The following is a 25,870-nucleotide window of genomic DNA, read 5'->3' as shown; positions in this document are numbered from 1 at the left end:
TAAGTGGGCCGTCCGCGGGGTACCTACCCGTCGGACGTGGACGGTTCGGTGTCTTCGCGGGAAACGACGTCGGAGCCGTCCCGCGAGGCGTCGGGGTTCGCCCCTCGTGCCCACTCCCGATGCGTCATCGGTCCAGGGAGGTGTTCGAGGACCCCAGTCTCGAGCGCTTGCAAACACTCCTCGACGGAGTACGTGCGTTCGTCGTCCGAACAAGGGACGACGCACTCGAGGGTCTCGTCGGCGTAAATAGCGGCACAGACGGTCGGGACGCGAAGCTCTCGAAGGGCGTCGGTGTCGGGATCGGAGGCAGAGTTTGAGCCCGGGAACGGGTGACTTTCCGTCCCAGTCCCTGTCCCCGTCTCCGTCCCCGTCTCCGTCGCGCCCCCCACCTCGAGCATCGACGATACCTCGCGACGCCCGAACGCCGGCTCGAGGCTGTACCCCTCGCTGTCGGCCCACGACCGGAAGGCCGCGACGGTCGCAGTCACCGACGCGGGGCCGTCGGCGATCGTTTCGAGCACGGGTCGGACCGAACTCCACGTCGTCACCGTTACGTCCGAGACGCGATCGATCTCCTCCAGCCTGCGTGCCCGCTCGACCACTGCGAGGAGTCGGTCCACGGCTTCGGCCGGTGCCCGCCCGCGGAGGTAGAGATCTACGCGGAGCGGTTCTCGCGGCGGTGATTCGGAGTCTGTCATTGCTCGAGTGAGACGGCGTCGGTAGTAGCGCGGGCACTGCCGCCGTGGTTAAAAGTATCAGTTTATCAGTGCGTCCGACTCTCGCAGCTGCGCTCAGGTCGGCTCGAGAGAACGAGCCGACGAAGCAGGCGGCCCGACGCCGGCCGAAAAGAGGGGACGAAACGGTGTTACTGGTCCGGCTGTCGATCGGGGTCGGCCCCGAGGTCCGCCTCCGAGACGATCTGTGCACCCGGCTCCGAGAGGTCGACGGTGACGTCTTCGGGGACGGCCTTGCTGATCTCGTCGACGTTCCCGGCGAGCACCGTCAGGATGTCGTCCGGGTTCGCGTACAGGAGCATCGTCCCGTCCTGCCCTTCGGCGACGAGCTGGGTGTCGTTCAACACGACCTGGTCGTTCTGGATGGTCGCCGAGACGACCGGCAGCGCCGCCGGCTTGCCGGGCTCGTCGTCGCGGACCTTGCGGATGTGGACCGCGTCGAGGTCGAGTACCTCCTTGTACTCCTCGATCCGCTCGGCGCAGGCGACCATGTCCTGGAGCAAAGCGGTCTTGTCCTCGTGGCCCGGGTGGTCGCCGTCGAGACAGTGCTGGCAGACACGGAGTTCGAGTCGCATTAGGCGTCCGTTGTCGCTCGAGGCCGATGAGAATTCCGTTTCCCGACCCGCCGTCCCATCGCCGTCGCCTTCCGTCCCGTCCGTGCGGTTTCTTTGCCCCCGATATCGTACGAGCCCGTATGGCCGACGGCAACCGGCCGGCCGACGGAGCGCCGCCCGATCCCGACGCTCTGCTGGCGGAGGGGTACCACAGGCGACTCGGGATGGGGGAGTCCGCGTTCCGCCAGCTCGCGGAGTACCTCGAGCGCCGGGAGTACGAGGGCCGGCCCTACTGGCACGTCTCGGACTACCGCCGGGGGATCGAACGCGGGACGGTCCTGATCGAGGGGACGGTCGTCCGCGGCTTCCCGAAGGTTCCCCGGACGCTCGTCCTCGAGACCGGCGTCCCCGAGGGGTTCCCCGATCACGACGCCGTCGCGGTCGAGGAGAAGCTCAACGGCTACAACGTCCGTGTGGCGCGGATCGTCGGTGACGGCGACGACGGCGACGACGGCGACGACGGCGACGTCCTCGCGTTCACCCGAAGCGGCCTGATCTGCCCGTTCACGACCCGGGTACTGGAGCGGCTGGTCGATCTCGAGCCGCTGTTCGACGCATTCCCCGACGCGATGGTCTGTGGGGAGATGATCGGGCCGGAGAACCCCTACACGGCCCACGAGTACGCGGACGTCGACTCGCTTGCGTTTCGCGCGTTCGACTGGCGAGATCGCGAGTCCGGCGATCCCCTCCCCGTGCGGGAACGACGGGAGCGATACGAGCGGTTCGACGTCCCGCAGACGCGGCTGTTCGGCATCTACGACGTCGCGGAGAGCGGCCGATCGCCGACCACGGACGGTTCGGAGCGCGAGGACCGCGGCGACTCGCCGAAAGGGGAGCCGACCGCCGCCGACGAGGTACGGCGGATCATCGAGCGACTGGACGAACGGGGCCGCGAGGGCGTCGTGATGAAGTCCCTCGACGGCCGGGAACAACTCAAGTACACGACGTCGGCCGCCAACGTCGGGGACCTCGCCTACGCGTTCTCGCTGCCGTTCGACTACGGCCAGGCGTTCATGTTCCGCCGGCTCATCCGCGAGGCGTTCCAGTCCGTCGAGTGGAACGAGTCCGACGAGGAGGCCCGCGAGCGCGCCCACGACCTCGGAGAGGCGATCCTGATCTCGATGCGGGACACCATAGAGACCGTCGCCGAGGGGGAGAGCGTCGGCGAGCGCCACACCGTCCGGGCCAGTCCCGAGGCAGTCGATGCCCTGCTCGAGCACCTCCGAGGACAGGGGTTACGGATCGAGGTCGAATCCGACGAACGGGAAGACGGCGACCGCGTCGTTACGTTCTGCAAGCGAACGCAGTCGACAAACGACAAGACACGGAACTACCTCGAGGGGCAGGTCGTCCGGGAGTGACCGGCGGTCAGAGGTACTCCTCCCACAGCGGGATGTCGGCGTACTTGTCGCCCCGATCACAGAGCATCACGACGGTCACCGAGTCCTCGTCGAGCGCCCCGTCCCCGGCTAACTGGTGGACGGCCTGGATCCCGGCCCCGCTCGAGGTGCCGACGACGAACTGGCCGTCGACCCGGAGGTGGTGCTCGACCGTTTCGGGGTCGTGCTGGCCCGGATCGTGGACGTCGACCGCCGCGTCCTGGTAGCGATCCCGGAGATCCCGGGCGCGGTCGTAGGCGTCGCCCGTCGAGACGTACTCCTTGCGGTCGAGGACGGACTCGTCGTACGTCTCGGGGTGGTAGTGGTCGCCGGTCCGGAGGAATTTCAGGCCGTCGATGGCGTGCAGCGCCTCCTTCGGCTCGAAGCCGACGACGGTGACGTCGTCGCCGCGGTCGTGGAGTCCCCGGCCCGTCCCCGTGACGGTGCCGCCGGTTCCGGCCCCCGCGACGAAGTGGGTGACCTCCCCGTCCGTCTGTTCGAGGATCTCCCGGGCGGTCGTCCGCTCGTGGGTGCCCGGGTTGTCGGGGTTCTCGTACTGGTTCGGCCGGTAGTAGTCGTCGGGGTTCTCGGCGATCAGTTCCTCGCAACGCTCGATGACGGCGTCGTAGCCGAGGTCGGCGTCGACGAAGTGGATCTCCGCGCCGGCGTCCCGGACCGCGTCGATCTTGCCGCCGCTTGCATTGTCCGGCATCACGATCTCCACGTCGTACCCACGCGCCGTGGCGAGCCGGGCGATCTCGCTGCCCGTGTTGCCCGAGGTCGGCTCGATGATCGTCACGTCGGCCTCGAGTTCGCCACGTTCCTCGGCCCCGTCGAGCATGCCCTTGGCGATGCGGGACTTGATGGAGCCGCCGCCGTGGGGTGCCTCCGGGAGGTTGAACCACTCGGCCTTGCCGTAGACGGTGCCGGGGACGTCGACGTCGAGTTCGAGCAGCGGGGTCTCGAAGATCGTCGACTCGTCGATCCCGGTCCCGGTCCCGGTCTCGGTCCCGGTCTCGGTCCCAGTCCCAGTCCCGGTGGTCCCGGTCTCGGTCCCGCCGGCCGACTCGTCCGGCATCCGCTCGTCGGTCATAGCGGTCCTTTCCCCGGACCGAATATGGGTCCGACGGAACCGGACGTCTCCGCAGGAATCTCGGTTCTGACGTCGTCCCGAAGGCTCGAGCGGATCGGCCACGCGACGGCCGTATGTGGGCCTCGAGGGCCGTTTGCCGGTCGGCGTGGAGACGATGAGCGCCGGCCGGGCGTCGCAGATACGAGAGAGAACTGACCCGACCGAAAGCGGTTAACGGGCTCCGACACCAACTCGAAGCGAGACCACATGAGCAAACCGACCTGGGACGACGTCGTCGACCTGCCGGACGAACTCGACGACGAAACGGCCGAACAGCTCTACGAGGAGGCCGACGAACTCCAGGACATGACGGGCGAGGTCTGTCCGTACCCGCAACTGGAAGCCAAGAAGGCGATCCAGGGGCTTGAGTCGGGCGACCTGCTCGTCCAGGAGACCGACCACGTACCGAGTACCGAAAACGTCCCGAAGGCGGTCGAGGACCTCGCCGACGCGAAGGTCTGGAAGAGCGGGTCGGGACTGTATCGTATTTTCCTCTCCAAGAAGTAATCCACATCCATGGTCGACGAAGTCACCCCCGACGAAGTCAAGGAAAAGCTCGAGGACGACGACGTACAGGTCGTCGACATCCGGCCGGAATCGGAGTTCGAACAGGGCCACATCCCCGGCGCGATCAACATCCCGATGAGCGAACTGCCTTCCCGGATCGACGAGTACGACTGGGGCGACGACGTGGTCGTCGCCTGTCCGATCGGCCAGAGTTCGATCCAGGCGGCCCGGCTGATCGGTAGCTACGAGGACGCCGAAAGCGACGCCGTCGCGAGCATGGAGGGCGGCTACCGGGAGTGGGAGTACGAACTCGAGACGGGCACGGAATCCGAATCCGATTCGGAAGCGCAAGCCTGACGCGAGCGACTCGCCCGTTCTGTTCTCTATCCGTTTCCGACGCCTCGAGCGCCGAGTCCGTCAGTCGAGCGTTTCCACGGGATCGCCGACGGCGACCGTCTGCCCCCGGTCTCCTTCGACGACGTCGGCGATGAGCATCAGCGTGTAGTAGTGGTCGAAGGCCGCCTCGTCGGCCCACTCGGGGAACGTCTCCCGGCGCTTCTCGACGAATCGCTCGCGGAACTCGGGGAGTGCCTCGCCAGTGTCCGGATCCCGCTCCGGGACGACACAGCGCGCACAGGGCGTGACCCCCTCGAGGCGGACGTCGCCGACGGCGAAAGCCGGCGCGTCCGGGCCGACGAACCGGTCCTCCCAGAACGGTTCGACGCCCGATACCTCGAGGTTCGCCCGCATCCGCCGACGAACGCCGTCGACGGTGAGGTCGTCGAACCAGTCGGCGACCGTCTCAAGCGTCGCGGTGCTGATCACGGACGGGCCCATTCCGTCCCGGTCGACGTAGCCGCCCTCGTCGCGCACGAGCGTGAGGTCACCGAAGTCGAAGACCTCGGAGAACCACGCCGCCGCACGCTCTCGCCCGCCGTCGCTCTCGAGGTCGAACTGCTGTGGGCCGTCCGCGCCGGTCCCGGTTACGTCGACGGTCAAGGTTCCCGTCCCGGGGTCGTACTCGGTCCTGACGTCGTGTACGCGGTCGGTCCGGGTTCCGGTAACGGCGTCGCCGTCGGCGTCGAAGATGGCGAACGCCCGGTCGCCGGCGAGGGTACCGTTCTCGCGGATCGTCGCTTCCTCGCGGTCGACGCCGTCGAGGGACTTCACGGGATACGTTCGGATGCGCTCGAGCCGTGCCATGGGAGTGCCGTGGCCGGCGGACGGGATATAGGTGTTCGTTCCAGCGAAACCGCGCGGTCGCCGCACACGTTCGGCCGAACGGTTTCCGCCGGTCGCGTCGTACGGAAGACGATGAGCGACCTGGAACCCCACGCGGTGCCCGACGCGGTCCTCGAGGCGCTCGGTCTCGAGGAGGGTTCGGGCGCGTTCGGTCCCCACACCGTCGATTACGACGGGTGGCGACTCGAGATCTCGGGTGCCGTGGCGGACCCCCTGCGTCTCTCCCGGCGGGACCTCGAGTCGTTTCCGCTCGAGACGGCGACGGAGGACTTCGACTGCGTGGAGGGGTGGCGGGCCGACGACCTCGCGTGGCGCGGGGTCCGGGTCGAACGGGTGCTGGGGCGGGCCCGCCCCGTCGCCGACGAATCGCACGCGCTCGTTCGTGCGCTCGACGGGGACTACGCGTGTTCGTTCCCGCTCGAGCGCCTGTCGACGGCGCTGCTCGCCCTCGAACTGGACGGCGAACCGCTCCCGCTCGAGCACGGCGGCCCGGCCCGCCTCGTACCGCTGGACGGTGACGACGACTGCTGGGAGAGCGTCAAGTGGGTGTCGGCGATCGAGATCGGCGACGGTCCATTCGGCGGGGACGACACCGCGAAAGAGCGGGCGCTGTCGCGACTCGAGTGAGAGAGAGGGAGGCCGGTCTCTTGCAGTCTCCGCTCGGTCAGTCGTCCGACTCCTCCGTGACCAGCAGGTCCTCGTCGGCGTATTCCTCGCGGAGCGTCTTCTTGTCGAACTTGCCCGTCGCGGTCTTGGGAACCTCGTCGATGTGGACGACGGCGTCGGGCGTCCACCAGTCGGGGTAGTCCTCTGCGATGAACGCCTCGAGTTCGGCCAGGAACTCGTCTTCGTCCATCCCGGCGTCGTCGGTCGGGACGACGAACGCGACCGGCCGTTCCTGCCACTTCTCGTGGGGGGCACCGACGACGGTGGCCTCGCTGACCGCCTCGTGAGCCATAATCTTGTTCTCGAGTTCGACGGAGGAGATCCACTCGCCGCCGCTCTTGATCACGTCCTTCGTCCGGTCGACGATCTGGATGTAGCCGTCCTCGTCGACGGTGACGATGTCGCCGGTCTTGAGCCACGACCCCTCGAAGTCGACTTCGTTGGCCTGGGGCCGCTCGAAGTACGAGTCCGTGACCCAGGGGCCACGGACCCACAGTTCGCCGAAGTCCTCGCCGTTCCACGGGACCTCCTCGCCGTCGTCGTCGACGACTTTGAACTCCAGTCCCGGGACGATCAGGCCCTGCTTGGCCTGCTTCGCGTACTGCTGTTCGGGCGAGCGATCCTCGAGGTCGCTCTTGAGGTGGGCGACGGTCCCCAGCGGCGACAGTTCGGTCATCCCCCAGGCGTGGACGACCTCGACGCCGAGGTCGTCGTACTGGCGGATCAGGCTCTCGGGGGCGGCGCTCCCGCCGATGACGACCCGCTCGAGCGAGTCGAGGTCCACGTCGTGTTCCTGTACGTACTCGAGGACGCCGAGCCAGACGGTCGGGACGCCGGCCGTGAGGGTAACCTCCTCCTCCCTGATGAGTCGAACCAGGTCCTCGGGCTCTGGCGAGGGGCCGGGATAGACGTGTTTCCCACCGGCAGCGGTCGTCGCGAACGGCATCCCCCAGGCGTTGACGTGGAACATCGGGACGACCGGCATGACGACGTCGTCCTCGTCGATCTCGAGCGCCTGGGGCGTCAGGCTCGCCATCGTGTGCGACCACAGCATCTGCTGGGTGTACTCGACCCCTTTCGGCTTGCCCGTCGTCCCGGAGGTGTAACACATCCCCGCGGGCTGGTCCTCGTCGAGTTCCGGCCAGTCGTACTCCGTCCCGTGGGCGCCGATGAACGACTCGTAGTCGGTAACCGGCTCGAGGTCCGTCTCCGGCACCTCCGAGCCCATGACGACGTACTGCTCGACGGATTCGAAGGCCGCCGCGTCGTGGGCTCCCTCGAGCGCCTCGAGCAGCGACTGGTCGACGAACAGCAGTCGATCCGCGGCGTTCTCGACGATGTACTGGATGTGTTCGGCCGGAAGCAGCGGGTTGATCGTGTGGAGTTGTCCCCCGACGTTCGGCGCTGCGAAGTAGACCTCGGCGTGCCGGTGGTGGTTCCAGCAGAACGTCCCGACGCGGTCGCCATCACCGATCCCGGCGTCCTCGAGCGCGTTCGCCAGTTGTCGCGTCCGATCGGCGTACTCTTCGTAGGTGTTGCGGACGATTCCCTCGTGTGTTCGAGAGACGACTTCCCGGTCCGGGTGGAGCCGTTCCGCGCGCCAGAGGAACGGTCGGAGCGTCTGATCGTATCCTGCCATATGTTATATCGGCACACGTTCCCGCATAATTCTACCGACGAATACACAGATGCTCTCTCTTCTCGGGACACGGGGTGGAACTGCACGACGAAGTCTTGAAGAACGTCGGCTCGAACCCCTTGGATATGCGACTCGAGGAGTACTGGGGGGTCGGTCCGAAGACGCGGGAGACGCTGGTCGACGAACTCGGGCGCGAGCGGGCGATCCGGGCCATCGAGAACGGGAACGTCCGGGCGCTCGCGGACGCGGGGCTGGCCCGCGGCCGCGCGACGCGCATCCTCCGTCGCGCGACCGGCGGCGACGGCATCGACACGCTGGCGACGAGCGACGCCCGCTCGGCGTACAAGGACCTGCTCGAGCTGGCGAGCGACCACGCGGTCACGCAGCGAGCGGCCGACCGCATCCGTGTGCTGACGCCCCTGTCGACCCGCGAGGAGATGGAAGAACGGCTCGACGACGTGCTCGCGGCCCGGGACGCCTGGGCCGGGCTGTCCGAGGACGACCGCGAAGCCGTGCTCGCGGCCTACGAGCGCTACGACGAGCGCGAGGGCAGCGAACGCGCGGCCGTCGACGCCGCGCTCGCCCTGCTCGAGGCCGGAGTCGACTCCGGCCCGTTCGCCGCGATTGCCGACCTCGAGCGCGATCGGCTCGAGGCGGCCGCGGAGGCGCTGGCGGCGCTCGAGGGGTACGAAACCGGCTCCCGGGTTCGCGTCCGCGAGGGTGCCGACGAGGAACTCGACCGCCTGCGGGAGACCCTGGGCGCGGTCGAGGACATGGACGCCAACGCGCTCGAGGTGATCGAGGACCTGCGCGACGACGGCGTTCGCGACGTGGCGGCGTTCCGCCAGGCGTTCGAGGATCGCCTGCTCTCGGAGACCGACGTGACGATCGACCGGGTACGCGCCGCGATGCCGGAGAACGCCGCCGACGCGACCGACTTCGTCGGCGGGACCCTCCGGGCGCTCAGGTCGGACCTGACGGAAGCGATCGACGAGCGGGAAGAGACCGTCGCCGAGGAGTTCCAGGAGACCCTCGCGGACGCCCGAACGGCCGTCGATCGGGCCGTCGAGGCCGTCGACGACATCGCCCTCCAGCTGTCGCTCGCGCGCTTCGCCCTCGAGTACGACTGCACGCGCCCGGAGTTCGTAGAACCCGACGGCGGGGACGCCGCCGTCTCGGTCGTCGACGCGCGGAACCTCACGCTCGCGGCCCGCGACGACGAGTCCGTCCAGCCGGTGACCTACGCGCTTGGCGATCACGGGGTGACGTCGGTCCCGGACGAGGCCGATCCCGACCTCGACGCTCCCGGTCGGGAGCAGGTCGCCGTCCTCACCGGCGCCAACAGCGGCGGGAAGACGACGCTGCTCGAGACGCTGTGCCAGGTCGTCCTGCTAGCCTCGATGGGGCTGCCCGTCCCCGCCGAGCGGGCCGAGGTCACGCCCGTCGACTCGCTCGTCTTCCACCGCCGGCACGCGAGTTTCAACGCCGGGGTCCTCGAGTCGACGCTGCGGTCGATCGTACCGCCGCTGACCTCCGGCGGGCGGACGCTGATGCTGGTCGACGAGTTCGAGGCGATCACCGAACCGGGCAGCGCGGCGGACCTGCTGCACGGGCTGGTCACCCTGACCGTCGACCGGGACGCGATGGGCGTGTTCGTCACTCACCTCGCGGACGACCTCGAGCCCCTGCCGCCCGAGGCCCGCGTCGACGGCATCTTCGCGGAAGGGCTCGATCCCGACCTCGAGTTGCGCGTCGACTACCAGCCCCGGTTCGACACCGTTGGCCGGTCGACGCCGGAGTTCATCGTCTCGCGACTCGTCGCGAACGCCTCGGACCGACGCGAACGCGCGGGGTTCGAGACGCTGGGCGAGGCCGTGGGCAACGACGTGGTCCAGCGGACGCTCGCCGACGCGCGCTGGTCCGGCGAGGGCAACGCGGGCACCGACTGACGACCGTCCTGCCCCGGCACTCAGCCGACGCCGTCGCGGTCGCGGTCGTCCCGGTCCCCGTTCGAGTCGGGGTCGCCGAACTCCCGATCGACGTCGGCCTCGGGACCGCGGTCGCGCTCGAGCCAGCGGTCGGGCGTCGGTTCGTACGCGTCCCCGTCGCCGGCCGACCCGTCGCGGGTCCCGTTTTCCGTTCCGCGACCCGTGTACGTGTACACCGTCCCGTCCTCGTCCTCGCAGACGCGGGCCTCGAGGTACGCCTGCGCGGCCCGCCGCGAGAGCGCGCCCATCTCGACGGCGTCGCCGAGGGTCGTCTTGGTGGCGCGGAACCAGGTCCGGATCCGGGGCTCGTCCGCCGAGGGATCCGCAGCCACGATCGCACCCCGGCCGCCGTCGCGGCCGTCGCCCCACTCGAGCCAGCAGACCCGGTAGGCGTCGACGGCGTACTCCCGTCCCGGGGCGACGAGGTACAGCGCCTCGTAGATGCAGGGGTCGAGGTAGCCGGTGAGGATCCGCTCGCGCGCGATCGAGTCCGCGAGCAGGCCGGCGTCGACGGTGCCGTCGGCGAGGGGCGACCCGTCGTCGATCGCCTCCGCGAGCGAGAGGTCGGCCCCGCCCCAGTGGCTGTACCGCAGGTCGTAGAGCCGATCCGGGCGGCGGTAGGCGACGAGGGCTCTATGTCCCATCCGTCCCCCCGCAGGCGTCGTCCCGGTCGAGGGCGCTAGTTCGGGCGCCGATGTCGCTCGCGCCGCGACGGCGGTGACGGTGATGTGGGTCGGGGGTAGGGCGGTGGGAGTAGTGACAGCAGTGGCAAGCCATCGCCGGGCTTGGCCCCGTATCCGTATTTGAACCCACGGAGACGTGACGGCGGACTCGAGCCCGGAGGAACGCAACGACGAAAACCCCGCGACCCCTACCGTTCTCCGAACTCGAATGGCAACGGAGTACGACGCCGTCCTCTTCGACAACGACGGCGTACTGACGACCCCGACGGATTGCGACGTCCTCGTCGAGGCCATCCGCGACGCGTTCGCGACCTGTGGCGTGACCGACCCGCCGAGGGACCACGTCGAGACGCTGCTCGGGCCGACCGTCGACGCCGTGCATCGCGTCGCCGAGGAACACGGCCTCGAGCCGGGAGACCTGTGGACCGCACGCGAGGAAGCCGCGATCGCCGTCCAGCTCGAAGAGATGCGCGCGGGCCGGAAACGACCGTACGACGACATCGACGCCCTACGGCGTCTCGAGGCCCCGACCGCGATCGTCAGCAACAATCAGCACCGCACGATCGAGAACGTCCTCGAACACTGCGAACTGACCGAGTACGGGTTCGAGACGTGGTACGGTCGCGAGCCGACGATCCGCGGCGTCGAGCGAAAGAAGCCGACCCCCTACTACCTCGAGTCGGCGATCGACGACCTCGCGGCCTCGAATCCGCTGTACGTCGGCGACAGCCGGGTAGACGTCCTGGCGGCCGAGGCGGCGGGGATCGACGCGGCGTTCCTGCGACGGGACCACCGACGGGGATACGAGTTGCCGACCGACCCCGACTACGAGATCGAGTCGCTGACGGCCCTCGAGCGGATCCTCTAGCTCGAGGCCGCGGTTTCGGACGTTTCGGACGTTTCGGTCGCGACCCGTCCCTCGGCTCGTTCCTTGACCGCCGCGTTCATCGCCTCGAACCCGCGTCGGATCCGTCGCCCGTCGAGCAACAGCGGAACGAGCGCGCCACGGAACGTCTCCCGGTGGAGCAGCCGCGTGCGGTCCCCGTCGATCGGCTCGAGGTGGAACTCGTGGGCGCCGTCGAAGGCGAAGGGGACGACCAGCCGTCCGCGCCAGGCGAGCCGACGCCCCGGTTCGACGGCGACGACCGTCGGCCGGAACGTCATGCCGCGGGACTCCGGCGGTTCGATCCGAACCCGGAGCCGTTCGCCGGTCGAGGGGGCGCCCTCGATCGCCCGAATGAACGGGTTCCACTCGGGGTAGCTGTCGAACTCGAGTAACACCTCCCAGACGACGTCGGGCGGGGCGTCGATCTCCTCGAACGTTTCGATGTGTTCCATGGTACCAACTGACGTGTCGCCGGTGTATCCTTGTGTCGGTCGGCCGTCCCCGCCGTAACGTCGCGAGTCGGCGAAAACCGGGTCGCTGCGACGGGCAACGGCTGTGTCCGCTCCCCGGCCGCGAGACCGTAGCCGCGAGGCTCAGGCGCTGTCGTTGAACCGGCGGTTCGTCGAGTACGGCGCGTCGCCGGGTTCGCCCCGGACGAAGTGGCCGGCGGGGTTGATCTCGCCGTCGCGTTCCATCGAGAGCAGTTCGACGAACCAGGCCTCGTGTTCGACCTCCTCCTGGAGGATCCGCTGGGCCATATCGTACGTTCGGGGATCGACCCCGTGTGTCATGTCACAGATCTCGGACCACGTCCGGATGGCACAGCGTTCGGCCTCGAGCAGTACCTCGAGGATCGCCTCGGCCGAGAGTTCGTCGAGCTCCGGCCCCTCCGTCTCGTAGGGGACCGGCAGTTCCGCGTCGGGACAGGACGCCCGGTCGGCGAACTCGCGGATGTCGTTCGGGAGGCTCCCGCCGAGTTCGTACACCCGCGGCGCGACCAGTTCGAAGTGGGCCCGGTCCTCGAGGCGGGCGTCCTCGGTGATCTCCTTGTAGTCCTCGTGGCCGGCGAGGTGCATCCGGAGGTTCGTGTAGTAGTAGTACGTCGTAAACTCGGCGCCGATAGCGTCGATGAGTTTCTCCCGGAGTTCTTCGGGCTCGAGACCGCGTTCGCGGAGGACGGCCATCCCGACTCGCTCGCTCGTATCTCCCGTGTCGACGTTGCCAGCCGCGTGCGGTTTATCATCGGACATGCACCAGTGGACTGCCATAACTCCACGTAAAGTGCTTGGCGTTTACACGATTTCCAGACCGTTGGCGCGAGCGATCGGTTCCGTTCGCCCTTGAATACATGCGATATTTGATGCAACACCTTTGCCGGAGAACGTCGTAGCGTTCGTTGACATGTCCCAGCCCAGCTTCGGCTACCTGACCCCGGAGACCCTCCCCCTGTTCACCGACCTGTACGAGTTGCGGATGATGCAGGCCTACCGTAATCAGGGACACGACCCGACGGCGACGTTCAGCCTCTTCACCCGCGAGTTGCCGGCGAACCGCGGGTACATGATCGCCGCCGGCCTCGAGCAGGCGCTGCACTACGTCGAGACCCTCGAGTTCGGCGACCGGGCGATCGAGTACCTGACCGAACTCGAGTTCGACCCGGCGTTTCTGGACTACCTCGAGTCGTTCGAGTTCACCGGCGAGATCCGCGCGCTGCCGGAGGGGACACCCGTCTTCGAAAACGAGCCGCTGCTCGAGGTGACGGCCCCCATCTCGCAGGCGCAACTGTTCGAGACGGCGGTCATCAACCAGATCGGGTTCCAGACGCTGATCGCGACGAAGGCCGCCCGGATGCGGGACGTGATCGACCGGGAGGGCGACGGCCAGCGGCTCGTCGATTTCGGCTCGCGGCGCTCCCACGGCACCGACGCGGGGATCAAGGCGGCGCGGGCGGCCTACGTCGGCGGCTTCGACGGGACGTCGAACGTCGCCGCGGGGGAGGCCTTCGACGTCCCCGTCTTCGGGACGATGGCCCACTCGTGGGTCCAGAGCTTCGAGCACGAACGCGACTCCTTCGAGGCGTTCGTCGACGAGTACGGGCCGGACAGCGTCCTGTTGATCGACACCTACGACACGGTCGCCGGGGCCGAGACGGCGAAGGCGGTCGCCGAGGAGACGGGCGTCGACCTGCGCGGCGTTCGACTCGATTCGGGGGATCTGCCCGCGCTCTCGAAGGCCGTCGACGAGGTGTTCCCCGAGGTCGACGAGTTCATCTCGTCGGGGATCGACGAGTACGCGATCCGGGAGTTCCTCGAGCGAGAGGGCGTCGGATCCGGCTTCGGGCCGGGAACGGCGCTGGTGACGAGCACCGACTCGCCGAAGGTCGAGGGCGTCTACAAACTCGTGGCCGTCGAACGCGACGGCGAGATGCAACCGACGATGAAACTCTCCACGGGGAAGGTCACCTACCCCGGCGCCAAGAGCGTCCGTCGGACGACCGAGGGCGGCGAGTACGCCGGCGACGTCGTCGGCCTGCGCGAGGAGAGCGACGACCTCCCCGGCGAGGAACTGCTCGAGACCGTCGTCGAGGACGGCGAGCGGGTCGTCGACCTCCCCGACCTCGAGACGATCCGCGAGCGCGCGGCCGACCGCCGGCGGCGGCTCCCGGTCGAACACCGGCGGATCGAGGACCCCGAGCCCTACGAGGTGCGGATCAGCGACGCGCTCGAGGCGAAAACCGAGGACCTGCGGCGGACGCTCGAGACGCGGATGGACGTCTGATACGGATCCGGCGTCAGTCCGTCGGTACGTGCGTGGCGGCCCCGCTGGCGGCCAGTTCGTCGAACCGCGCTCTCGCCCCGTCGGCGAGCGGGTAGTCGCCGTGGTAGGGATCGATCTCGCGGTCGATCCCCGAGACGAACCGGATCGCGTCGGCCATCCGCTCGTAGTTCTCGCCGACGACGTCCTGAATCAGGACCGGCATCCCCGCGCGGTGACACAGTTCGCTCGCCGCGGCGCGACCGGCCCGGATCCGCCCGGCCTCGCGGTCGGCGAAGAACAGCGCGAACGGGGCCTCGCCGAACTGTGCCTCGAGGAACGCCTGGGCGCTCGGGTCGTCCCAGGGGACGACGCCGACGTCCTCGCGTTGACGCATGGCGGTCGAGGCGGCCGAGCAGAACGGGCAGTCGCCGTCGTAGATGAGGATGCCGGTGAACTCGTTCGTATCGGTCATACTGGCGAGTAGATCGGATCGGCGGTAGACCCCGCTTCGACGCCGCGGGCCATCAATGCCCGTGCCGGTCACCCGAGTTTCGACCGGCCCGGCGGCCGGTCGTGCTCCGCCCGGTGTTCCAGCAGTTCGTCGTACCGCTCGACCTCGAGGACGCAGTCGGAGCGGGGTTGGGCGACGCAGGTGAGCACGAACCCCGCCGCCTCGTCCTCGGGATAGTACCGCTTGGCGTTGGGGTGGTCGACCTCCCCCTCGAGGAGCCGTGCGCCGCAGGTGATACACCACCCCTGCTGGCAGTCCGCGGAGAGCCAGAGGCCGGCCCCGCGGGCGGCCGAGAGGATCGACTGGTTCTCCTGGACCTCGATGGTCCGGCTCTCGCCGGCCGCCTCGAGGTCGGCGTCCTCGGGGACGCGGAGTTCGACCGTCCAGGTCGTCGACGTCGAGGCTGTCACGAATCGTGTGTGGGTCGGAAGCGACGACCGAAAAGCCTGCTGCGGGCAGCCGTCGGCCGATGGGGCCGTCCCGAACCGTTGCACCTACGGCGTCGAATCCCCTACCGTCGCGCGAGTATGCCGACGGTGCTGGTTCGCGGTCTCGCGGATGAGGGACCCGGCGACGTCGTCGGGGCGTTCGCCGGTGAAGCGGACGTCGATCCCGACCGTATCGGGGAGATCGAGATCGAGGGCGAGGAGGCCCGCGTCGACCTCGACCTCCCCGACGACGAACTCGGGGAGTTCGTCGAGCGCATGGACGGCAATCGCGTCGGTCGCTCCGAGGTGTCGGTGACGCCGCTGGACGACGAGACGCGGGCCGTGCGGGCGTACGTCGAGTACCGGTCGCGGCTCGTCGAACTCGAGCGCGAGGCCGAGATGGAGCGCCACGAGCGCGAGATCCGCCAGCTATCGGGTCGGGAACGCGAGTCGAAGGGACGGGCCCTGCTCGGAATGGGAGGTCGCGACGGGGGCGAGGGGCTGTCGGGCCACCTCGTCAAGTTCACGAAACGGGACGGCGACGCCCTCCCCGACACGGAGATCGGCGTCGGCGACCTCGTGATGGTCTCGAAGCAGGACCCGCTGCGCGACGACAACCCGACGGCGACGGTGACGCAGGTGACGAACCACTCCGTCACGGTTTCGTTCGAGACGAAGCCGCCGGGCTGGCTGCTCGACGACGGGGTCCGGCTGGATCTGTACGTCAACGACGTCACCTACCAGCGGATGCTCGAGGCGCTGGAGCGCCTCCTCGAGGCCGAGGAGCGTCCCGAAGACGACGTCCCGCGGAAACACCTCCGGGACGTGATCGTCGGCCTCGAGGATCCGGGGGCGGTCGCGGCCGCGCCGCTCCGTGCGGAGATCGACGACTGGCACGACGACGCGCTCAACGACTCGCAACGCCGTGCCGTCGAACGGGCCGTCGCGACCGACGACGTCCACCTGATCCACGGCCCGCCGGGGACGGGCAAGACGACGACCGCCGTCGAGGCGATCCGGCAGGCCGTCGACCGCGGCGACTCCGTGCTGGCGACCGCGGCGTCGAACACCGCGGTCGACAACGTCGTCGAGTTCCTCGCCGCGGGCGACCACGAACCGCTCCGGGTCGGCCACCCCGCGCGGGTGACGCCGACGCTGCGCGAGCACACGCTCGACGCGCGCCTCGAGGACAACGAGACCTACCGGGAATCCCGCGAGGTCCGCGACGAGGCGTTCGACCTGCTGGACGAGCAAGACGAGCTGACGGCCCCGTCGGGCCGCTGGCGGCGCGGTCTCTCGGACGAGCGTATCAAGCAACTCGCCGAGGAAGGACGGGGCTCGCGGGGTATCCCGCCGGAGAAGATCGAGGAGATGGCCGAGTGGCTCGAACTCCGGGAGCGGGCCGACGAACTGTTCGACCGTGCGGAAAGACTCGAGAACGAGGCCATCGCCGAGGAGATCGAGCGGGCCGACGTCGTCTGTACGACGAACTCGACGGCCGGGAGCGACCTGCTCGCGGACCACCGGTTCGACACGCTGGTGATCGACGAGGCCACGCAGGCGACCGAACCCTCCTGTCTCATCCCGCTGGTGAAGGCGGACCGGGTCGTCATGGCCGGCGACCACCGCCAGCTTCCGCCGACGATCCGGAGCCGGGAGGCCGAACGCGAGGGGCTGGACGAGACGCTGTTCGAGAGACTCGCCGAGCGGTACGCGAACGAAAACGGGACCGGGCCGATCCGCTCGCCCCTGACCACCCAGTACCGGATGCACGAACGGATCCAGGACTTCTCGAGCGAGCGGTTCTACGACGGCGCGCTCGAGGCACACGCCTCGGTTCGGGACCACACCCTCGCGGGACTGCTCCCGGACGCGGAGACGACCGCACTCGGCGACGAGTACCCGGCGCTGCGGCCCGACGAGCCGGTCGTCTTCGTCGACACGAGCGACGCCGACGCCCCCGAGCGGAGCCGCGAGGGATCGCCCTCGAGGGAGAACCCCTTCGAGGCCGAGCGGGTCGCCGCCTACGCCCGGCGGTTGCTGGAGGCGGGCATAGAGCCAGCCGACCTGGCGGTGATCTCGCCGTACGACGACCAGGTCGCACGGATCGAGGACGAACTCGCGGACGTGGTACCCGACGGGGACGCGGACGCGGACGCGGACGCGCTCGAGGTCGACACCGTCGACGGCTTCCAGGGCCGCGAGAAGGAGGTCGTCCTCGTCTCGCTGGTCCGGAGCAACGACCGCCGCGAGGTCGGATTCCTCGAGGAGTCCCGCCGGTTCAACGTGGCCCTGACCCGCGCCCGGCGGAAGGCCGTCGTCGTCGGCGACGGAGACACCGTCGCCGAGGCCGACGTGCTCGACGAATTCCTCGCGTACGCCCGCGAGCGAGGTTCGGTCGTCGCCCCCGTGGAAGCGGCGTGACGCCGATTCCGGCGCTGTTCTGAAACGGCCACCGGCACTGCTATCCCACCGGTAGCCGCCCTGGGTTCGCTCGAGTGGATGGAGACCGAGCGCTACCGGGAGCGACCGCGCGGGAGAATCGACGGGCACCGGATCGCTGGCCGTCGGACGTAGGGATGCAACGTGTGGTTTGGTGGGGTAGGTGGTGCGTGTCCACGTCCGACACCGTCCGGTGCGATTCGTGGTTGGATACCATCCCACTTAGAACTACCTATCCTGTACACTGTCCGATCCTTGATGAGCGACCCCGCTACAACCGCGTAATCGTCCGGCCATCGGCTGACCGAACCGCGGCGGCGGCACGGTCTCGTGGGCAGTCATCGGCTCCGACCGGCGACCAACCGGAGAATCGGCCGGAACGCGCCGGCCCGAGCTATTTCACCGCGGTCGATGTGGACGCCCCCATGGCCGAGACCGACATCGCGATCACCGGCGCGTCCGGCAACGTGGGACGGGAGGCGATCGAGGCGTTCGCCGACCGCGAGGCCTCGTTGACGCTGTTCTCTCACAGCGAGACCGAGGACCTCGAGACGACGCCGATCGACGTCGCCGACCGAGAGACGTTCGTCGACGTCCTCGAGGGCCAGGACGTGTTGATCCACCTGGCGGCAAACCCCGACCCGCGCGCGGAGTGGGACGCGCTCTCGGGACCGAACGTCGAGGGCCTGTACAACGCCTACGAGGCCGCCGTCGAGAACGACCTCGAGCGGGTCGTCTTCGCGAGTTCGAACCACGCCGTCAACATGGACAACACCGTCTCGCCGATCCGGCCGGAATCGACGGTGGGCGACCCCGACGTCGTCCGACCCGACGAGCCCGGGGATCCCGACACCTACTACGGCGTCACCAAGGTCTTCGGGGAAGCGATGGGATCCTACTACGCCAAGCGCCACGGGCTGGACGTGGTCAACCTCCGGATCGGCTGGCTGCTCACCCGCGACGAACTGCGGTCCGAGGTCGCGGACCGCGACGGGGCCGGCGAGCGATACGCCAGGGCGATGTGGCTCAGCCCGGGAGACTGTCGGCGCGTCATCGAGGCGGCCGCCACGAAGCCACTTTCGGCCACCCCACTGACCGCACACGGTATCTCGAACAACTCCCAGCGGTTCCTCTCGCTGTCGGAGACGATGCTCGAACTCGGCTACCAGCCGCAGGACGACGCGGAAGACGTCCTGGAGGGCGACGGAGAGGGGCGTGCCGGCCTCGAGACGGGCTGACAATCGGCCGGGGACGCCGGTCTCGGGATCGAAAGACCGAATATCGGGACGTTCGTAGCGCAACACATGTCCACGAAAGTATCCGAGTCGACGGGGTACGTCCCGAACGTACAGATGTCCGCGTTCGGGTACGTCATGGCGGCGATCCTCGTTATCGTCATGCTGCCCGTCCTTCCGATCATCGCGCTGGCCTGGATCGTCTGGCGGGCCTTCATCGCGGAGGAACCGGCGGAACCGAGCTACGAGACCTGGCGGGAGCAAGCCAACACCGACTGGGCACGATCGGTCGCCGGCCTCGACGAGGAGGAAGAGGAAGCGGAATCGGACGCCGATGAGGCCGAGGAGAAGGCGGAAGCCGAGGCCTAAACCGACGCTCGGTCCTGCGTCGTCTGCGTCCCGTCCCGGTTCGTTTCGTTCCGGTTCGTTCCGGTTCGCTCTTTCTCCCCGATTTCGTCCCTTCCTCTACGTTCGTTTCCGGTCGACTCTCGAGTCGCCGCTCGAGACCGCGACCCTCGTACGGACTGGCGTCGTCGTTGCTGGCCCGACCGCGAACACCTGCGGTCGGCCGAGAAATCGGTAGGCAGACCGTCTCAATCGTCGGCCGCCACCGAGAGATCCGCCGGCGGGCCGCCCGGGAGTTCGTCGCGGTCGTGAGGGGCCTCGAACTCGAGATCCGGGCCGCGCGCGACGATCCGGTGTGGATTCACGTCCGGGTGGGTCGTGTAGTAGTGTTCCTTGATGTGGTCCATCCGGACGGTGTCGGCCACGCCGGGCGTCTGGTACAGGTCCCGGAGGTACGGCCACAGGTTCTCGTACTCGCGGATGTACTGGACGTTACACATGAAGTGTGTGTGATAGACGTTGTCGAATCGGACCAGGGTCGTGAACATCGCGACGTCGGCCTCCGTGAGCCGGTCGCCGGCGAGGTAGCGCTGGTCCGCCAGGACCTCGTCCCAGTGGTCCAGCGCGGAGAAGAGGTCGTCGACGGCCTCGTCGTAGGGCCCCTGGTCGGTCGCAAAGCCGGCCCGGTACACGCCGTTGTTGATCGGCTCGTAGATCTCGTCGATGATCCGGTCGACCTCGTCGCGGTAGCCCTCGGGGTAGAGGTCCGCGTCTCGAGTCGCGTACTCGTCGAACTCGGTGTCTAACATCCGCATGATCTCCTCGGACTCGTTGTTGACGATGGTGTCCTCCTGTGTGTCCCACAGAACCGGGACCGTCACTCGACAGGTCGTGTCGGGGTCGGCACTCACGTACAGCTCCCGGAGGTAGTCGGCGTCGTGGACGTGATCGCGCGTACAGCCGTCCTTCTCGGGGGTGAACTGCCAGCCGTCGTCGTCGCGGTAGGGGTCGACGACCGACACCGAAATGGCGTCCTCGAGGCCTTTCAGGGCCCGCATCACGAGCGTCCGGTGGGCCCACGGACAGGCGTAGGAGACGTAGAGGTGGTACCGACCCGCCTCCGGCTGGAACCGAGCGTCGGGGTCGTCACGGATCCGGTCGCGAAACGTCGTCTCCTGGCGCTCGAACTCGCCTTCCTCGTTGGTCGTCTCGTACGCGTCCGTTCGCCATTCGCCGTCGACGAGTTTGTTCATACCTCTCCTAGTCGGTGGCAGATACAAAGGCGCTCGCTAACCCTCGTGTCACCGGGGACTCGAGCAGGCCGGTCACCCGGCCGTAGCTGCTCGCGTCGGCGGCGGGATCGATGTCGGATCCACTCACACGGATCCCCGCACCGATGTACCGGCGTAACCGCGACCCGGGCCGCGGTAGCGCCGGAACTGACGGACAGTAGTATCAGAGCGCGCTCGCGATCCAGTAAGCGATTCCGGCGAGGAGAAGTGCGACGCCCTCCAGACGCGTCAGTTGTCGGCCGGTGGCGAGGACGGTCGCCGCGCCCAGGGTGAGCGCGCCGACCCAGAGCAATCCGCCGAGTACGGCGCCGTCGACGGACAGGGGTCGGACGAGCGCAGCGACGCCGAGCACGCCGAGGAAGTTGAAGACGTTCGAGCCGACGACGTTGCCGGCCGCGATCGCGACGTCTCCGCGTCGCGTCGCCACGACCGACGTGACGAGTTCCGGCAGCGAGGTCCCGGCAGCAACGACGGTCACGCCGATGAGCCACTGCGAGACGCCGAGCGACAGCGCTACCGCGGTTGCGGACTCCACCAGTAGCCGGCCGCCGCCGACGACGGAGATGAGCCCGACGAGAAGACGGCCGCCGTCGCGCCCGAGGTCGATTCGGACGGCGTCAGGATCCGTGCCATCGATTGCCCCGGCGGACTTCGATTCGGTGGACGTCCCCTCAACGAACGGCTGATCACTGGCCGGCCCGTCGCTCCCGCGGACCGAGATCCAGAGCGCCGCGAGGTAACTCACCAGCAACGCGGCGAGCACTCCGCCCTCGAGGCGGGTCACGGAGAGATCGACGAGAACGACGGTCGCGATCGCCGTCGTCGCGACCATCGCGAGGACGTCCCGACGGAGCAGCGTTTCCGTAACGCGAAACGGCGAGAGAACGGCGACGACGCCGAGGATAATCGCGACGTTGAACCCGTTCGAGCCGATGACGTTCCCCACCGCGACGTCCGCGCCCCCGGAGAACGCCGCGCTCGCCGACACGACCATTTCGGGCGAAGACGTACCGAAAGCGACGACGGTAAGCCCGACGACGAGCGGCGAAACGCCGACGCCCCCGGCGATGTTCGCGGCTCCTTCCACCAGCCAGCGCGCACCGAGCCACAGGGCGAGTATCCCCACGCCGACCAACACGACGTTCATACCTTTGCTACCGGCTCGATTCCCATAGAGGCTCGCTACCGCTCGTGTAACTGGGCGACGACGATCGGGATCTTCGGCCACGAAGGCCCGCAGTCAGTGGTGCGCGTCGGGAGTATCGGCAAGATTTATCACCCACTGAGGGAGTGTTGATATCGTGTATCAAGATGAGTGATGGCAGTGATGACTCGGCCGGCTCGGATCCGGCCGACTCATTCACCCAGGAAACTGGGGATGATGGGCCGAAAATATCGTTCTACGGCGGCCGGGGGATGAGCGCGTTTCCGATCGCGTTTTTCATCCTCTGGGCGGTTGCACAGACTGCACTCTGGCGAATCTCCGACACAGCCGGGTTGATCGTCGGGATCCTCGTCGGGCTGATCGTCGGGATGTTCTTCGTCCGTGGCGACTGGAAAACGTACGCGAACACGATCTTCGAAGGGATGACCCAGCCCGTCGCGGTGACGGCGATCGTCGCCTGGATCTGGGCGGGGATGTTCGCCGAGTTGCTCCAGGACGGCGGCTTCGTCGACGGCCTGGTCTGGCTGGCCGACGTCGCCGGCATCGGCGCGGCGCTGTTTCCCGCGATCACGTTCGTCCTCGCGGCGCTTTTCACCACGGGGATCGGGACGGGGTACGGCGCGACCATCGCGTTCGTCACCCTGTTCTTCCCCGCGGGGATCCTGCTGGGAGCGAACCCCATCCTGCTGTTCGGCGCGATCCTCTCGGGCGCGATCTTCGGCGACAACCTCGCGCCCGTCAGCGACACCACGATCGTAAGCGCCGTCACGCAGGACTCCGACATCGGCGGCGTCGTCGCCTCCCGATTCAAGTACGTGATCATCGCGGCCGTCGTGGCGTTCGTCGGCTACGTTTTCGCCGGTCAGTTCATGGGCGGCCTCGAGATCGCGGGCGACGCCCAGGAGGTCCTGGTCGCCCAGAGCGAACCGGTCGGCCTCGTCCATCTCATCTCGATGGGCGTCGTGATCGGGACCGCCGTCGCCGGCCGTCACATCGTCGAGGCGATCTCGTGGGGGATCGTCTTCGCGGCCGGGTTCAGCCTGATCTTCGGCCTGACGAGCATCGGCGACATCGTCATGTTCAACGCGCCGTCGGACGCGCCGCTGGCCGAACCGCTCGAGTTCCTCCCCGTGCTCACGGTCGTCGAGGACGCGAACGCGGTCGGCGTCGGCGGCAGTCTGATAAACGGGGCCGCTGGCTTCTTCGAGCTCGCGATCCTCGTCCTGTTGATCATCGCGGCCGCACAGATCATGATCCGTGGCGGAGCCTTCCAGGCGATCCTCGACTGGTCGATCGAGAACCTCGCGACGAACGTTCGCAACGCCGAGTTGACGATGGTCGGCTCCGCGGCGCTGATCAACGCGGTCATTACCATCAACACGGCCGCGGAGGTCGCGATCGGACCGTACATCTCGAAGATCGGCGAACGGTTCAACCTGAACGGCTACCGCCGGGCGAACATCCTGGACGGCCAGACGGCCGCGCTAGGATATATCTTCCCGTGGTCGGGCGGCGTTCTCGCCGGTTTCACCGCGATGCAGACTCTGCCCGGGGAATACGAGTGGTTCGAAACCGGGATGCTGGTGACGCCGATCGACGTCGTCCCGTTCGTCTTCCAGGGCTGGCTCCTGGTCGCCGTCTTCGTCGTGGCGGCGCTGACCGGGTTCGGACGCGAATACGTTATCGACCGTGAAAGCGAAGAGGTGGCACGAATATGAGCGTCTTTGACAAGTATTTCAAAGGATGGCACTTCCGCGATTCGAGTCCGTCGCTGTCGACGGGCGACGAGTTGAGCGTCTTCATCGCGGAGTCGAACAGTAACCGTGAGGGCCACGCCTACATCGGCGACACGCACCTGATCGTCGAGGGGGCCGGCCCCGAAACCGTCGAGAAACGCGTCAAGGTCCGCGTCACCGAGTTCGACGAGACCTCGGCGACGGGACGCGGCGAGTTCGTCGAGATCGTCGGCGAGAGTTCCTACACCGGCTGATCGGTAGCCGGCTTTTCGCGGTTCGTTCCACGACCTGGAGCGGCGGCTCTCGGTCCCCAGCGCCGCGACGTCGAACGCGGGACCGCCGACGAGGGACGCGGATTTATGATCCGCCGGTCTCACTCGAGGGATAGAGACCGATGGGAGACGACGGACACGGTCACCGCCAGAGCCGACTGTTTACGACCGAGGAGGGGGAGTTCGACGCCGACCGCGCCCGCGAGGAGTCGCTGCCGGTCGAGGACGGCGAAGTGATCGACACCGACGAACTCGCGGATCACCAGCGCTACGTCGAGGGCCGCGGGATCTACGACGAGCGCAACCGGCTCAACGATCTCACCGGCAAGGAGTGGAAGTACGCGACCAAGTCGGTGATCGCGGAGGGATACCCACCGGACCTCCAGCACGACCTGCGCAGCGAACACGGCGGACAGAAACCCCCGCGGCTCTGCGCCGAGTTGATCGGCCGGTTCAGCAAGGCCGGCGACACCGTACTCGATCCGTTCGCCGGGGTCGGCGGCACGCTGCTTGGGGCGAGCCTCTGTGAACACGAGGGAACCGGACTCCGCGAGGCGATCGGCTTCGAGCGCAACGAGCGCTGGGTCGACGTCTACGAGACGGTCCTCGAGCACGAAAACGAGGAGCGACGCGCCCGGGGTGATCCCCCACTCGAGCCCCAGGAACTCCGTCACGGGGACTGTGCCGACCTGATCGAGGACGTGCCCGAGCACTCGATCGACCTCTTGCTGACTGACGTCCCCTACTGGCACATGGACGAACTCGAGCAGACGCGCAACGAACGCCGGACCCGCGAGAGCAAACTGGGGTCGTTCGACGGAGGTGCCGGTGACGACGGGGGAGAGTCGACCGACGGGGAACCGGTCGCCGACGAAGAGCGAACGAAAGCCGAGTGGCTCGCGGACATGGGCGAGAAGTTCGCCCGGTTCGCCGACGCGGTCGATCCGACGGGCCACGTCGTCGTCTTCATCGGGGACATGTACCGCGATCAGTCCTACGAGTTCCTCTCGGCCGACCTCGCGCGGGCGATCGAATCCGCGGCTCCGCTGACGCTCGCGGCGAACCTGATCTGGTACGACCCGACGAAGGACCTGCACGTCTACGGCTACCCGTTCTCGTTCGTGCCGTCGATGGTCCACCAGAACGTGCTCGTGTTTCGGCTCGAGAGCGAGAGCGAGGCCGGAGACGAACAGGACTGACCGACAGACGGCCGCTACCGGCCGACCGGGGCCGTCTGACTGTCGTCATTCGGTCGTCTGACGGGATTTTATGAGTATCCGGTTCGATCACTCACTCGGCGCGCACGACTCATCCCCTCTCCCCCCATCCCCAACGGACGATCGGTTGCGCGTCATCCCCTTCCCCCTCGTTTTCGCTCCAGTTCCCCCACTTCAGCGGACCGTTCCGGAGTCCCCGGTCCCGACAGGCCACTCAGGCTTTCGGTGACGACAACACCGCACGGACATCGTCCGCGCGGTCGGTCTCCGTGATGACCGCGACCTCGTCACCGGCCTCGAGTTCGGTCCCCGGGAGCGGGATCGAGAGCGACTCGTGTTCGCGTCCGTGTGCGTAGACGCGCGCCGACGCGGGCAACTCGAGTTCGCTCACCCGTTTCCCGACCGCCGGCGAGTCCTCCCCGATCTCGAGGACGGTGAGTTGCAGGTTCGAGGCGAGGTCCGCGACGACGTTGAAGTCGCCCCCGAGCAGGGCCGTCTTCGCGCCGGCCGCGCCGAGTCGCTCCGGGTAAACGATCTCGTCGACGTCCTCGGCGTACTTCTCGTAGATGTCCTCGCGGTAGTCCTCGTCGATACGGAGAACGGTCCGACAGCCGTGGTGTTTGCCGACCATACAGGCCGCGAAGTTGGCGTTCAGGTCGGGGGAGAACGCGCCGATCGCGTCGGCCTCGTCGATGCCGGCCTCGAGCAGGACGTCCTCCTCGGCCCCGTCGCCGGTGACCGTCTCGAACCCGTCGTTCGTGGCACGCTCGACCCGATCGGGATCGATGTCCACGACGACGATGTCGTAACCCTCCTCCCGCAGGATGCGTGCCGTCCGCGATCCGACGCGTCCGTACCCCACGATAACAAACTGCATGGCTCGAGGTATGCGGTCCGGGGTGAAATACGTTTGTCCGGTAAACACGGCCCCATCTCGGAACCTGCGATGGGCGGTCTTTGACCGTGTTCACGCGGGGACTGTCGTCGCCGACCGCGAACG

Annotated in this window: 26 protein-coding genes; 13 read left to right on the top strand and 13 right to left on the bottom strand. The window is 68.0% G+C overall.

Annotated elements, in window-relative coordinates; translation table 11 throughout:
* Nucleotides 1-23: 23 nt before the first annotated feature.
* A complete protein-coding gene (locus BM113_RS15290) occupies nt 24-698 on the bottom strand; it encodes an HTH domain-containing protein (protein WP_089788920.1) in 675 nt (224 codons plus the stop codon).
* 167 nt (nt 699-865) lie between these two features.
* The gene (locus BM113_RS15285; RefSeq protein WP_007143472.1) at nt 866-1,309 is read right to left on the bottom strand and encodes a hypothetical protein; all 444 of its coding nucleotides are present in this window, start codon (nt 1,307-1,309) and stop codon (nt 866-868) included.
* Between the two features lie 119 nt (nt 1,310-1,428).
* Between BM113_RS15285 and BM113_RS15280 the strand changes: the two genes are divergently transcribed.
* A complete protein-coding gene (locus BM113_RS15280) occupies nt 1,429-2,709 on the top strand; it encodes an RNA ligase (protein ID WP_089788919.1) in 1,281 nt (426 codons plus the stop codon).
* Nucleotides 2,710-2,716: 7 nt separating this feature from the next.
* Here BM113_RS15280 and BM113_RS15275 read toward each other — a convergent pair whose 3' ends face one another.
* Nucleotides 2,717-3,820 (bottom strand): PLP-dependent cysteine synthase family protein, encoded by a 1,104-nt coding sequence (locus BM113_RS15275; RefSeq protein ID WP_089788918.1) that lies wholly within the window; start codon nt 3,818-3,820, stop codon nt 2,717-2,719.
* Between the two features lie 246 nt (nt 3,821-4,066).
* Here BM113_RS15275 and BM113_RS15270 point away from each other — a divergent pair, with 246 nt between their 5' ends.
* On the top strand, nt 4,067-4,366 hold the full coding sequence (locus tag BM113_RS15270; protein WP_089788917.1) for a sulfurtransferase TusA family protein: 300 nt from the start codon (nt 4,067-4,069) through the stop codon (nt 4,364-4,366).
* Nucleotides 4,367-4,375: 9 nt separating this feature from the next.
* Complete coding sequence (locus BM113_RS15265) at nt 4,376-4,723, top strand: rhodanese-like domain-containing protein (protein ID WP_089788916.1); 348 nt, start codon at nt 4,376-4,378, stop codon at nt 4,721-4,723.
* Between the two features lie 60 nt (nt 4,724-4,783).
* Here the strand turns inward: BM113_RS15265 and BM113_RS15260 are convergent, their stop codons facing one another.
* The gene (locus tag BM113_RS15260) at nt 4,784-5,569 is read right to left on the bottom strand and encodes an MOSC domain-containing protein (RefSeq protein WP_089789078.1); all 786 of its coding nucleotides are present in this window, start codon (nt 5,567-5,569) and stop codon (nt 4,784-4,786) included.
* Nucleotides 5,570-5,680: 111 nt separating this feature from the next.
* On the opposite strand from BM113_RS15260, the gene BM113_RS15255 reads away from it, so the two are divergent.
* Nucleotides 5,681-6,235 carry a molybdopterin-dependent oxidoreductase gene (locus BM113_RS15255; protein ID WP_089788915.1) on the top strand — a complete coding sequence of 185 codons (555 nt, stop codon included), beginning with the start codon at nt 5,681-5,683 and terminating at the stop codon, nt 6,233-6,235.
* Nucleotides 6,236-6,272: 37 nt separating this feature from the next.
* Here BM113_RS15255 and BM113_RS15250 read toward each other — a convergent pair whose 3' ends face one another.
* Nucleotides 6,273-7,913 carry a long-chain fatty acid--CoA ligase gene (locus BM113_RS15250; protein WP_089788914.1) on the bottom strand — a complete coding sequence of 547 codons (1,641 nt, stop codon included), beginning with the start codon at nt 7,911-7,913 and terminating at the stop codon, nt 6,273-6,275.
* A gap of 125 nt (nt 7,914-8,038) precedes the next feature.
* Between BM113_RS15250 and BM113_RS15245 the strand changes: the two genes are divergently transcribed.
* Nucleotides 8,039-9,862: a MutS-related protein gene (locus BM113_RS15245; RefSeq protein ID WP_089789077.1), complete on the top strand. Its 1,824-nt coding sequence runs from the start codon at nt 8,039-8,041 to the stop codon at nt 9,860-9,862.
* Nucleotides 9,863-9,882: 20 nt separating this feature from the next.
* Here BM113_RS15245 and BM113_RS15240 read toward each other — a convergent pair whose 3' ends face one another.
* The gene (locus BM113_RS15240) at nt 9,883-10,545 is read right to left on the bottom strand and encodes a DUF6735 family protein (RefSeq protein WP_089788913.1); all 663 of its coding nucleotides are present in this window, start codon (nt 10,543-10,545) and stop codon (nt 9,883-9,885) included.
* A 247-nt stretch (nt 10,546-10,792) separates the two neighbouring features.
* Between BM113_RS15240 and BM113_RS15235 the strand changes: the two genes are divergently transcribed.
* Nucleotides 10,793-11,452, top strand: a complete 660-nt coding sequence (locus tag BM113_RS15235; RefSeq protein ID WP_089789076.1) for an HAD family hydrolase — start codon at nt 10,793-10,795, stop codon at nt 11,450-11,452.
* On the opposite strand, the gene BM113_RS15230 is transcribed toward BM113_RS15235, so the two are convergent.
* Together BM113_RS15230 and dps are read right to left on the bottom strand one after the other, a co-directional pair.
* Nucleotides 11,449-11,922 carry an SRPBCC domain-containing protein gene (locus tag BM113_RS15230; RefSeq protein WP_089788912.1) on the bottom strand — a complete coding sequence of 158 codons (474 nt, stop codon included), beginning with the start codon at nt 11,920-11,922 and terminating at the stop codon, nt 11,449-11,451. The genes BM113_RS15235 and BM113_RS15230 overlap by 4 nt on opposite strands.
* A gap of 141 nt (nt 11,923-12,063) precedes the next feature.
* Entirely contained in the window at nt 12,064-12,720 is a 657-nt protein-coding gene (dps, locus tag BM113_RS15225; RefSeq protein WP_089788911.1) for a DNA protection during starvation protein, read from the bottom strand.
* 151 nt (nt 12,721-12,871) lie between these two features.
* On the opposite strand from dps, the gene BM113_RS15220 reads away from it, so the two are divergent.
* Entirely contained in the window at nt 12,872-14,248 is a 1,377-nt protein-coding gene (locus BM113_RS15220) for a nicotinate phosphoribosyltransferase (protein ID WP_089788910.1), read from the top strand.
* Nucleotides 14,249-14,261: 13 nt separating this feature from the next.
* On the opposite strand, the gene BM113_RS15215 is transcribed toward BM113_RS15220, so the two are convergent.
* Together BM113_RS15215 and BM113_RS15210 are read right to left on the bottom strand one after the other, a co-directional pair.
* Nucleotides 14,262-14,699, bottom strand: coding sequence for a thiol-disulfide oxidoreductase DCC family protein (locus tag BM113_RS15215; RefSeq protein ID WP_089788909.1), 438 nt, complete (start codon nt 14,697-14,699; stop codon nt 14,262-14,264).
* A 68-nt stretch (nt 14,700-14,767) separates the two neighbouring features.
* Nucleotides 14,768-15,148 carry a 2Fe-2S iron-sulfur cluster-binding protein gene (locus BM113_RS15210; protein ID WP_089788908.1) on the bottom strand — a complete coding sequence of 127 codons (381 nt, stop codon included), beginning with the start codon at nt 15,146-15,148 and terminating at the stop codon, nt 14,768-14,770.
* A 117-nt stretch (nt 15,149-15,265) separates the two neighbouring features.
* Between BM113_RS15210 and BM113_RS15205 the strand changes: the two genes are divergently transcribed.
* The 3 genes from BM113_RS15205 to BM113_RS15195 all read left to right on the top strand — a co-directional run bounded on the left by BM113_RS15205 (nt 15,266) and on the right by BM113_RS15195 (nt 19,212).
* Complete coding sequence (locus tag BM113_RS15205) at nt 15,266-17,590, top strand: IGHMBP2 family helicase (protein WP_089788907.1); 2,325 nt, start codon at nt 15,266-15,268, stop codon at nt 17,588-17,590.
* Between the two features lie 443 nt (nt 17,591-18,033).
* Nucleotides 18,034-18,846: an NAD-dependent epimerase/dehydratase family protein gene (locus BM113_RS15200; RefSeq protein ID WP_089788906.1), complete on the top strand. Its 813-nt coding sequence runs from the start codon at nt 18,034-18,036 to the stop codon at nt 18,844-18,846.
* Nucleotides 18,847-18,912: 66 nt separating this feature from the next.
* Nucleotides 18,913-19,212 carry a DUF7535 family protein gene (locus BM113_RS15195; RefSeq protein WP_089788905.1) on the top strand — a complete coding sequence of 100 codons (300 nt, stop codon included), beginning with the start codon at nt 18,913-18,915 and terminating at the stop codon, nt 19,210-19,212.
* 224 nt (nt 19,213-19,436) lie between these two features.
* On the opposite strand, the gene BM113_RS15190 is transcribed toward BM113_RS15195, so the two are convergent.
* Both BM113_RS15190 and BM113_RS15185 read right to left on the bottom strand, forming a co-directional pair.
* Nucleotides 19,437-20,441 (bottom strand): glutathione S-transferase family protein, encoded by a 1,005-nt coding sequence (locus BM113_RS15190; protein WP_089788904.1) that lies wholly within the window; start codon nt 20,439-20,441, stop codon nt 19,437-19,439.
* 202 nt (nt 20,442-20,643) lie between these two features.
* Nucleotides 20,644-21,627: a calcium/sodium antiporter gene (locus BM113_RS15185; protein WP_089788903.1), complete on the bottom strand. Its 984-nt coding sequence runs from the start codon at nt 21,625-21,627 to the stop codon at nt 20,644-20,646.
* Nucleotides 21,628-21,791: 164 nt separating this feature from the next.
* On the opposite strand from BM113_RS15185, the gene BM113_RS15180 reads away from it, so the two are divergent.
* The 3 genes from BM113_RS15180 (at nt 21,792) to BM113_RS15170 (ending at nt 24,852) form a co-directional block, all read left to right on the top strand.
* Nucleotides 21,792-23,363, top strand: coding sequence for a Na+/H+ antiporter NhaC family protein (locus BM113_RS15180; RefSeq protein ID WP_177209188.1), 1,572 nt, complete (start codon nt 21,792-21,794; stop codon nt 23,361-23,363).
* Nucleotides 23,360-23,635, top strand: coding sequence for a DUF7513 family protein (locus BM113_RS15175; RefSeq protein ID WP_089788901.1), 276 nt, complete (start codon nt 23,360-23,362; stop codon nt 23,633-23,635). Before BM113_RS15180 ends, BM113_RS15175 begins: the two co-directional genes overlap by 4 nt.
* Before the next feature lie 140 nt (nt 23,636-23,775).
* On the top strand, nt 23,776-24,852 hold the full coding sequence (locus tag BM113_RS15170; RefSeq protein WP_089788900.1) for a DNA methyltransferase: 1,077 nt from the start codon (nt 23,776-23,778) through the stop codon (nt 24,850-24,852).
* Nucleotides 24,853-25,084: 232 nt separating this feature from the next.
* Here BM113_RS15170 and BM113_RS15165 read toward each other — a convergent pair whose 3' ends face one another.
* Complete coding sequence (locus tag BM113_RS15165) at nt 25,085-25,747, bottom strand: potassium channel family protein (RefSeq protein WP_089788899.1); 663 nt, start codon at nt 25,745-25,747, stop codon at nt 25,085-25,087.
* Nucleotides 25,748-25,870: the final 123 nt, after the last annotated feature.

The organism is Natronobacterium haloterrestre, from assembly GCF_900112205.1.
In the GTDB taxonomy this organism is placed as follows: Archaea; Halobacteriota; Halobacteria; order Halobacteriales; family Natrialbaceae; genus Natronobacterium; species Natronobacterium haloterrestre.
The sequence above is the reverse complement of the archived record's forward strand: the minus strand, read 5'-3'. Positions and strand labels throughout refer to the sequence as shown.